Annotated in this window: 6 protein-coding genes and 1 pseudogene; 3 read left to right on the plus strand and 4 right to left on the minus strand. The window is 58.4% G+C overall.

The genetic code is table 11. The features are described from left to right. Positions 1 to 74: 74 nt before the first annotated feature. Genes FD34_RS02680 through FD34_RS02690 form a run of 3 tightly spaced genes read right to left on the minus strand, consistent with a single transcriptional unit; the run spans position 75 to position 4446 of the window. Complete coding sequence (locus tag FD34_RS02680) at positions 75 to 2921, minus strand: DUF3427 domain-containing protein (RefSeq protein ID WP_057806558.1); 2847 nt, start codon at positions 2919 to 2921, stop codon at positions 75 to 77. Positions 2922 to 2977: 56 nt separating this feature from the next. Beyond that, positions 2978 to 3493: a phosphatase PAP2 family protein gene (locus tag FD34_RS02685; protein WP_057806560.1), complete on the minus strand. Its 516-nt coding sequence runs from the start codon at positions 3491 to 3493 to the stop codon at positions 2978 to 2980. Then, entirely contained in the window at positions 3493 to 4446 is a 954-nt protein-coding gene (locus FD34_RS02690; protein ID WP_057806562.1) for an aldo/keto reductase, read from the minus strand. Before FD34_RS02690 ends, FD34_RS02685 begins: the two co-directional genes overlap by 1 nt. A gap of 146 nt (positions 4447 to 4592) precedes the next feature. On the opposite strand from FD34_RS02690, the pseudogene FD34_RS02695 reads away from it, so the two are divergent. The 3 genes and pseudogenes from FD34_RS02695 (at position 4593) to FD34_RS02705 (ending at position 8528) form a co-directional block, all read left to right on the plus strand. Then, positions 4593 to 5515 (plus strand): annotated as a pseudogene (locus tag FD34_RS02695) (DMT family transporter). A gap of 118 nt (positions 5516 to 5633) precedes the next feature. Continuing rightward, positions 5634 to 7895, plus strand: a complete 2262-nt coding sequence (locus FD34_RS02700) for an alpha-galactosidase (protein ID WP_057806564.1) — start codon at positions 5634 to 5636, stop codon at positions 7893 to 7895. 9 nt (positions 7896 to 7904) lie between these two features. Then, positions 7905 to 8528 (plus strand): YczE/YyaS/YitT family protein, encoded by a 624-nt coding sequence (locus FD34_RS02705; protein WP_057806565.1) that lies wholly within the window; start codon positions 7905 to 7907, stop codon positions 8526 to 8528. A 92-nt stretch (positions 8529 to 8620) separates the two neighbouring features. Here the strand turns inward: FD34_RS02705 and FD34_RS02710 are convergent, their stop codons facing one another. Next, positions 8621 to 9454, minus strand: a complete 834-nt coding sequence (locus FD34_RS02710; protein ID WP_057806567.1) for an AraC family transcriptional regulator — start codon at positions 9452 to 9454, stop codon at positions 8621 to 8623. Positions 9455 to 9562 lie beyond the last annotated feature (108 nt).

Below are 9562 nucleotides of genomic sequence, written 5' to 3' on the forward strand. Positions count from 1 at the left end.
AGGGAGGCGGAAATGCAAGTTTAAAATGAAAAGATCTCGTGAGTTGATTGGTTCATCGTTCACGAGATCTTTTATTAATCAAATAACAACCCATACAGCCGCGGTGTCAGGGGCCGATCAAGGATAAGGTCCATCCCCACGGCCGCCTTCTTCTTCGGACCGAGCTGTTCCTCGCGCACCGAAGCCGGGTCGATCTTGGCGGTGCCGAGGTAGTAAAACTGTTTGCCAGCCGCATCGCTGCGTTTCACAAAGAGCCGGAGAGTCACCGCGGGATGGCCGGTATCCACCCCCGCCAGGAGCTGCTGAACCTCGGGAGAATTTAAATGGCGAGGACTCCGGGTGTACCAGCGCAGGGACTGACCGTCACGGAGCTCGTTATCGTAAACCGCGTTACGCCGTTCCTGATCTGTCTTGTGATAGGTGATGAAGATTGGGCACTCATCATCTGCTACCCGGTAGCCGTACATGGGCGCGCTGACGTCCTGGGGCCAGTTCAGCAGGCGGCAGACGTCCCGGCGGTCGTAGCGCTGGCCGCGGGTGAAGGGCTGCCCCGGATCATAAGTCTGACTGAGGGCCAGCCCCGTTTTGATCGCGTCCGTCAGCAGGCGGCGAAAGTCCTGATGGTTGTCCAGGGCCGCGGCGACCGGCGCATGCCAGCGGTAACCGTCTGGGGTCACGTCCACCAACGCCCGGCCACCGTAGCGCGCCTTCTTGGTCTCCTTCCCTGCCTTCACGTCGAAGAAACTAAGGCTCAAGATATCGGCCACCGACTGCCGGACCGCCGGGGTGTCATAGGCCCCGGCCGTCCGCCAGCGTTCTGCCAATCGGGCAGTTGAACACTCACCATGTTTGAGTAACTCGTCCAGCAGGAGGAGCTCGTGGGGGCGCTTGCCGTTCAGCAGTTCCTTAGTGACAAAGGAGAGGACCTTGTTCTCATTGGACTGCAGAGCCACCCGTTCGCCCACCTTATTCAGGAAGCTTCCGTAGTGCGCTAACCGCGGATTACCAGCAAAGACCTGGGGCGCCGTCGACCCGTAGCGATAGAAGTCGGCAAGGTAGGGCACCCGACCGAGCCGATTCTTTAGTTCCTGGTAGGACTGTCGCAGGACCCGCATCGAATCCAGCTTAGTCTGGGCTAGGGAGGTCAGAATCCGGGCGGTGGCGACCCGGTCGAAGTTGATCGTCGACACCCCGATAATTCCCGGCAGGCGGGTTTCCGCCCGGGCCCGGTCAATGTCCCGGCTGGTGTCGTGGTTGAGGGCCAGCGGGATCAGGTAGTTGTTCTTGTAATTACCAATGAAGTCCAGGACAGTCACGTAATCCTTGCCCGGATACTTCCGCAGCCCCCGGCCAAGCTGCTGGAGGAAGACAATTGCCGACTGGGTGTTGCGCAACATCACGATCTGGTTCAACGAGGGAATGTCGATCCCCTCGTTGAAGAGGTCCACCGTGATAATATACTCCAACTTTCCCGCCTCCAGCCGATCAACCGCATCACGGCGGCGAGATGGACTGTCCGTATTGGTCAGGGCCACCGCCGGATGCCCGGCAGCAGAGAACATCGCCGCCAACTCGTGGGCCTCGTCCTGCCGGGAACAGAAGACGAGCCCCCGTGGCTGACTTCCACAATAGCCGTAGTAATCCATTTGCTGAAGGACGTAGCGAACCCGGTCGGCAGCCACCAGACGGCGGAGGCTGCTAGTATCGTTGATTTGCTCACCACCAGGTGTAACGTAATCCTGAACACCGACGTAGTGAAAGGGTGCCAGCATCCCCGCTTCCAGGGCATCCTGGAGACGGATCTCATAAGCCAAGTGGTAGTCGAAGGCCGCATAAACATCCTGATTATCCGGCCGGTCCGGGGTGGCGGTCATCCCCAGCCAGAATTGTGGCCGAAAGTGGTCCAGCACCCGCCGATAGCTTGGTGCCGCCACCCGGTGGGCCTCATCAACCAGAACGTAGTCAAAGGCCGTTGGGGCCAAATTCTTCAGGACGGCGGGTTGGCTGAGGGTCTGAATAGTTGCAAACAGGTACTTGGCGTTCCAATCGTGCCGGTCCCCGGTCAGCATCCCGTAGTCGCTGTCCAGTCCACCGATCACCCGGCGAAAACTCGCCAGTGACTTGCGGGCAATCTGTTCCCGGTGAACCACGTAGAGGAAGCGCCGGGGCCGAAAGTCTCTGACGGCAAAGGCCCCCAGGTAGGTTTTCCCCGTCCCAGTGGCCGAAACCACCAGACCACGGTGAGCACCGGCCGCCACCAGGGCGTGGAGCTCCCGGAGCGCCGCTACCTGCATGGCATTTGGCGCGACCGGAGCTGGCGAGGTGTACTTAGCCGGCGGGCGAACCGGCGGCACCCACTTGGCCCGATAGTCAGCCAGCCAATGATCATCAAGCGGTTGACTGGCCTGCTCCAGCGCCGCCAGTTGCCTTTCAACCTGCTTTGTCAGGGTCGCATCGGTCGCCGAGCTCACCCGGAGCACCCATTCGGCATTTTCCAGCAGGGCCGACCGGGTGAAATTGGCACTGCCGACGTAGGCCGTCTGGTAGTCGCCATGGTCGAAGAGGTAGCCCTTGGCGTGGAAACCCGTCGCCTGGGCAATCCGGACAGTCAGGTTGGGAATCTTCACCAGCTCGCTAAAGACGGTCGGCGAGTTGAAGCCCAAGTAATCTCCGGTGATGATCGTCCCAGACACCCCCTTGGCGGCCAGGTCAGCCATCACGACCTTGAAGGGCGCCAGCATGTTCTGGGTGATGAAGGCCACCGCCCAAGTAAAGCTTCGGCAAGTTAGCAGTTCACGGCGCAGGCTCAGCCAGAGCGGATCACCGGATTGGTTATCCAACAGGGCCGGGCCCAGTAGTTCATGGCCCCGGTAGCGTTGGTCATACAGGCCGCTGAGAATGGCATTCTTTAGTGTCTCCACGTTTGACTCCCCTTCCTTCAGAAACAAAAAGGCCCGGCCAGCACCAGACCCTTATTTTAGATAAACAACAGACTACCCACCGCCAGGCCGCAGAGGGCACCGACCACCACATCGCGGGGGTAGTGGACACCGCCGACCACCCGGATAACCGCCAGCAGGACCGCCAGTACCAAAAGCGGCAGGCCAAAGCGCCAGTCGAGCCACAGGGCGGCCATTGCGATCACCGTCGCCGAGAAGACATGGCGGCTTGGAAAAGAATTGCCAGTCTTCTCACGGGTGATTAGCGGGTCGATTGGCCACTGCTCATAGGGCCGCGGGGCATTGAGATACCGGCGAACCAGGGAGAGGAGAACAAACCCGCCCCCGGGAATCAGTACCAGCCGGAGGAGGTGGCTCCAGGACCCGCTAGCGGTGAAGCCTCGCCAGGCCAAACCAGCAACCATGACCAGGTAGGCCCCGTACATGACGACCTCAATTCCCCGGTTAGTGAGGCGCAGGGCCGTGACCCACCGCGGGTGGCGACGGAAGGGCGCACTCAACCGGTGGTAGGAGGCCGCGTAATCCCGGGCCATTATGGCAGGTCGTGCCCGGCGGTCAGGTAGAGGTCGTACCACTCCTGGCGGGTGAGGGTCACGTCGCTCCCCGCCGCGCTGTCCTTGATGTGGTCGGGGTTCATCGTCCCCAGGAGGACCTGCATGTGGGCCGGATGGCGGAGAATCCAGGCCACCGCAATGGCGTTCTTGCTGACGCCGTACTTGTCGGCCAGCTTAGCCAGCGCTGTATTTAGTTCGGGGAACTTGACATTGTTGATGAAGGTTCCCGCGAAGGTCCCGTACTGGAACGGTGACCAGGTCTGAATCGTCATGCCGACGCGCCGGGTGTACTCAATCAGCCCGCCGTCGTGGTTGATGGCTCCCGTGTCAGTCATGTTGGTGTGGAGGCCGAAGTCGATCATCCCGGTGTGACACAGACCGAACTGGACCTGGTCAACCAGCAACTTCTGGTCAACGGCTTCCTGGAGCATGGCGATCTGCTGGGGGTTGAAGTTGGAAACCCCGAAGTGCCGCACCTTGCCGGCCGCCTGGAGCTCGTCAAAGGCCGCCGCAATCTCGGCGGGTTCCATCAACGGGTCGGGCCGGTGGATCAAAAACGAATCCAGGTAGTCGATCCCCATTCGCTTGAGGATCCCGTCCACGGCGCTGATTAGCTGGTGCTTGGAGGAGTCGTAACGGGTAATCTTGTTATCCAGGTTGGCATATAGGCCCCCTTTGGACTGGATGTAGAAGTCCTCCCGCTGCAGGCCGCTCTGCTTGAATGCCTGGCCGAAGTGAATCTCCGAGGACCCCCGCCCCAACTGCGGGTCATTACCATAGATGTCGGCCGAGTCAATGAAGTTAATCCCCGCTTCATGGGCCGCTTGGAGAGCTTCCACTGCCCGAGGCACCGGTAGCGTCCCCATCCGCATGATACCGAGCGCCACGTTTGAGGTCCGCCAATTGCTGTTGCCAATCTTGACTGTCTTCATTTTCTTTTCCTCCTCCAATTTTTTGATTAATATTATTAATAATTTTAAGCGTTTTCCGGAAATTTTACTAGGTAAAGATCCTAGCCCCTGGTTACACCCCTTAACCTGTGTTAATTTAGAATAATCAAATTAGAAGGAGTAACTATATGAACCGACAAACCAAGGGCGTGCTGCTGGCAGCGGGCGGGGCCTCACTTTGGGGTGGCTCCGGGGCCGCCGCCCAGTACCTCTTTTCCACCACCACCATCTCAACAACCTGGCTGGTTGCCGTCCGCCTACTGACGGCGGGGATCCTCTTGACCGCCATCTCAATCATCCGGGCGCCCCAGCAGGTCCGAGCCCTGACCCACCGGCGCCGTAACCTGGGCTACCTACTGGCCTTCGCCATCCTGGGCATGCTGAACTCGCAGCTGACCTACTTCCTGGCGGTCAAGTTCAGCAATGCCCCCACGGCGACCGTAATCCAGTACCTCCAGCCGGTGATCATCATCATCTGGTTGGCCCTATCCCAGCGCCAGTGGCCCCGGCGGATCGACTGTATCTCAATCGCAATTGCCCTGGTCGGGACCTTCTACCTGGTGACGGGTGGTCACCTCAATACCCTGACATTGACGCCGACCGCCCTCTTCTGGGGACTCTGGTGTGCCGGGGCCGCCGCCCTCTACACACTACTCCCCCGCCCCCTGCTGGAGCACTACGACGCATTGGCCGTCTGCGGGCTCGCCATGCTAGTCAGCGGGATCATCCTCACCCCGTTCCTGTTCACCATCCCACTCCCCACCTATCCAGTGGTGACTGGTGGCTGGTCGGCTACATCGTCGTTGGGGGGACAATGTTCTCCTACACAATGTTTCTGCAGAGCATCCGCTACATCTCGCCGTCGGTCACCGGGATCCTTAGCGCCTTTGAGCCCCTCGTGGCAACCCTGCTGGCGGTCACCCTCCTCGGTACCTGGATGACCCCGGCGGCCGTCGTGGGATCCCTACTGATCCTCCTGACCACCTTTCTCCAGGCCATCCCGCTGCAGAAGGTTCTGGCCCTCTTTACCCGTCAAAAACACCACCACTAGTTCAAACGGCTACTGACATTCTCGCGTCGGCAGCCGTTTTCATGATCCCACAAAATGTGCACTTCTTCCCACACTCACCTATTTTTGCCAGCGAATGAAAGCGCTACAATCAGGTTGAATCAACGCAAAGGAGTGTCATCGTTATGCCAATCAAGTTCCATCAAGACAGTCAGGATTCCACCTATTCAACAACCGAATCAGCTACATCATCAGGGTCCTGCGCAACGACCAGCTCGGCCAACTCTACTTCGGCCGTCGGGTTCCCGATCGCGCCGACCATTCCTACCTGGTCGAGAACGGCTACCGGCCGGTGATGAGCTACGTTTACGATAACGACTACGACTTTTCGCTCGGTAACGTCAAGCAGGAGTACCCGGCCTACGGGACCACCGACTACCGTATGCCAGCTGTCGAGGTCAAACAGCCCAACGGCAGCACGGTAACCAACTTCCGCTACCGGTCCCACCGGATCTACGCCGGTAAGCCCCGCCTAGCCGGTCTCCCGGCCACCTACGTCGAGGACGATGGTGAGGCCACCACCTTGGAGATCCTCCTCCAAGATGACGTGATCGACGTCGAATTGACCCTTACCTACACGATCTTCAACGACTTCGACGCGATTGCCCGTAGCGTCCGCTTCGCCAACCACAGCGACCAGGACTACCAGTTATCCACCGCGATGAGCATGAACCTCGACCTGCCCGACGATGATTATGATTGGCTACAGTTTTCCGGTGCCTGGGGCCGGGAACGGCAACTAAAGTCTGCCCACCTGCGGCCCGGTATCCAAGCCGTCAGCAGTACCCGGGGTGCCTCCAGCCACATGCAGAACCCGTTCGTTATTTTGAAACGGCCCCACACCGATGAATTCCAGGGGGAGGCGTACGGCTTCTCACTCGTCTACAGCGGGAACTTCCTCGCCCAGGCCCAGGTCGACGCCTACCAGGTTACCCGGGTCCAGCTGGGGATCAAACCCTTCCACTTCTCCTGGAAGCTGGCTCCCGGGACCGAATTCCAGACTCCCGAGGTCGTGATGGTCTACACCAGTGACGGGCTCAACCGGCTCAGCCAGACCTACCACCAACTCTACCGGCAGCGCCTAGCCCGTGGCTACTGGCGCGACCGGCCACGGCCGATCCTGGTCAACAACTGGGAGGCCACCTACTTCGACTTCACCGAGGACAAGCTGGTCCAACTAGCCAAACAGGCCCACGACCTCGGCATCGAACTCTTCGTCCTCGACGATGGTTGGTTCGGCAAACGGACCAAGGAAACGGCCGGGCTCGGTGACTGGTGGGCCAATCGCGACCGCCTCCCCAACGGCATCAGTGGCCTGGCCGAGCGAATCCACCAACTGGGCATGATGTTTGGCCTCTGGTTTGAACCAGAGATGACTAATAAGGACAGCGACCTCTACCGTAACCACCCGGACTACATCATCCAGACTCCCGACCGGCACCCATCCCAGGGGCGGCGCCAATACGTCCTCGACTTTTCGCAGCCGGAAGTTGTTGATTACGTTCACGACCTGATCGCTAAGGTCCTCCGCGAAGGGAATGTCGATTACGTCAAGTGGGACATGAACCGCAACATCACCGAGTGCTTCTCCGCGGCCTTCCCGGCGGACCAGCAGGGGGAGATCTTCCACCGCTACATTCTCGGCGTTTACCACCTGTACGAACAGCTGATCCAGGAGTTTCCAAAGATCCTCTTTGAGTCCTGTGCCTCAGGTGGTGGGCGTTTTGACGCCGGAATATTATATTACGCCCCACAGGCCTGGACAAGTGACGACTCCGACGCCATCGAGCGGCTCAAGATTCAGACTGGGACGTCATACTGTTACCCGGTCAGCGCGATGGGTGCCCACGTCTCCGTCTGCCCCAACGAGCAGGTCAACCGCAACACCCCGCTGAAGACCCGTGGCGATGTGGCCTTCTTCGGCGACCTCGGCTACGAACTTGACCTGACCAAGCTAAGCACTGACGAGTTAGCCCAGATTAAGGACCAGGTCAAACTGATGAAACACTACCGGGCCCTCTTTCAGTTCGGACGCTTCTACCGACTTAAGAGCCCCTTCGACGGTAACATCACCGCCTGGCTAGTGGTGAGTCCCGACCAGCAACAGGCGGCGATGGGCTACTTCAAGGTCCTCAACGACGTCAACGCTCCATACCGCCTGCAAAGGATTCCCGGCCTGATAGCGGACCAGGAATACCGGGTTCACGAGGAGGCCGGTCAGGACTGCGGCACCTACACCGGTAGCGAGTTGGCCAACATCGGCTTGGTCACCTCAGATGCCGAATCCGAGCAGTCTGCGGCTACCCGTGACGTTCCCGACTTCTATAGTCGACTGTTCATATTTGAAGCAAGGAAGAATTGAGGTGCAAGTATGTATCAATTAAGTCGAATCATTATGGCTTTTTGCGGCGTGATCCTCTGCGGTTTCTGCGTTGGGATGTTGCAGAAGGCAAACCTCGGCGTTGACCCCTTCACCTGCTTTGTGACCGGAATCGCCAACATCTTCAGTTCAACCTACTCGACCTTCTACCTGATCCTGACGGGGGTACTCCTCATTCTGGTCTTCATCCTGAAGAGGCACTACATCGGTGTAGCCACCGTGATTAACCTCTTCTTCACCGGGGTGGCAGCGGATGCCATGCACCACCTTCTCGACCTAATGTTGTCTCATCCCAGCCTGGTTATGCGAGGTACTCTGATGGCGGTAGCGATCGTTTTCACCTGCCTGGCCGCCGCCCTCTACTTCACCGCTGACCTGGGCGTCTCGGCCTACGATGCCATCGCCCTGATCGCCGCCTACCAATACCGGCTCCTCCCCTTCAAGTACTGCCGGATGATCACCGATGGCCTCTGTGTCCTGGTCGGCTTTCTCTTCAACGTCACCCTCGGCGTGGGAACGATCATCACCGCCCTCTTCATGGGACCACTCACCCAATGGTTCCGTACCCACCTGGCGGAGCCCATGCTAACCCATAGGCAAGGTGCTGTAGCGTAAGAATTATTATTGATGGATCCGTAAGCACGACGAGCCTCCAACGTTCAAAAATTAAACGCTGGAGGCCCGTTACTATATTGGAGTGCCGTTTGCTATTTTGGGTTCTGCTCACGAACCTGCCGCCGATACTTGCGCGGCGTCATTCCATAGGTTTGCTTGAAGATGCGGGTACAGGAGTTGGCGTGGTCATAGCCACACTGTTGTGCCACCTTCTCGATCGGTAGCATTGAGGACTCAAGCAGGTGTCGAGCCTTGGTAATCCGAAAATTTCGAATATACTGCCCCGGCGTCAGGTCGGTTGCCTGCTTAAAGAGGATGCTGAGGTAACTGCGGTCCAAATTAACGGCCTGAGCAAGCTGGTCAGCCGAAGCCGTCGTGACGTGCTGCGCCAGATAGGCGATCGACCGGTCGACATAGGGACTCCGCTGCGTGGCTCGGTGCCCGCTGACCACCGTTGAGTCAGCAATCAGACTAAGGAAACGGAGGAGGTTGCTATTGGCCCGCAACTCGGTAGCAGTGTTCATCAATGGATGTTGGATAATCTGATTAACGCAGTTGGCCAGCTCATAATAATGATCGTTATTGAAGATTGGGGTCTGTTCCGAGATCGCTAGCTGCTGAATCAGCGCGGTTGCATAAGAGCCAGTAAAACCTAGCCAGACATACGACCAGGGTGTCAGTTCATCAGCAATATAGTAGGTCTGATAGTTCGGCTCAATAAAGAATCCCTGTCCAGAATGTAGGTGATAGTCGACGCCATTCACCTGAAACGTCCCTGAACCAGCCAGAATATAATGGATCAGATAATACGGCCGCACAGCGGGACCGAAGCGGTGACCCGCCATTGTATCCGACCGCCCTACCGAGGTGATCCCCAACTGACTTTCTTTCTCGGGTGAATAATCAAACGCCACGGCCTTTTCCATTTTCTCAGCCTCCTTTCCTCCAGTTTACGCCAATTACCTGAGAAACGGGACAAAAAAAGAGCGATGACCGAATCGATCATCACTCTTTTTTTGTTGGCGTGGCAACGT

Source organism: Limosilactobacillus pontis DSM 8475, assembly GCF_001435345.1.
Taxonomy (GTDB): domain Bacteria; phylum Bacillota; class Bacilli; order Lactobacillales; family Lactobacillaceae; genus Limosilactobacillus; species Limosilactobacillus pontis.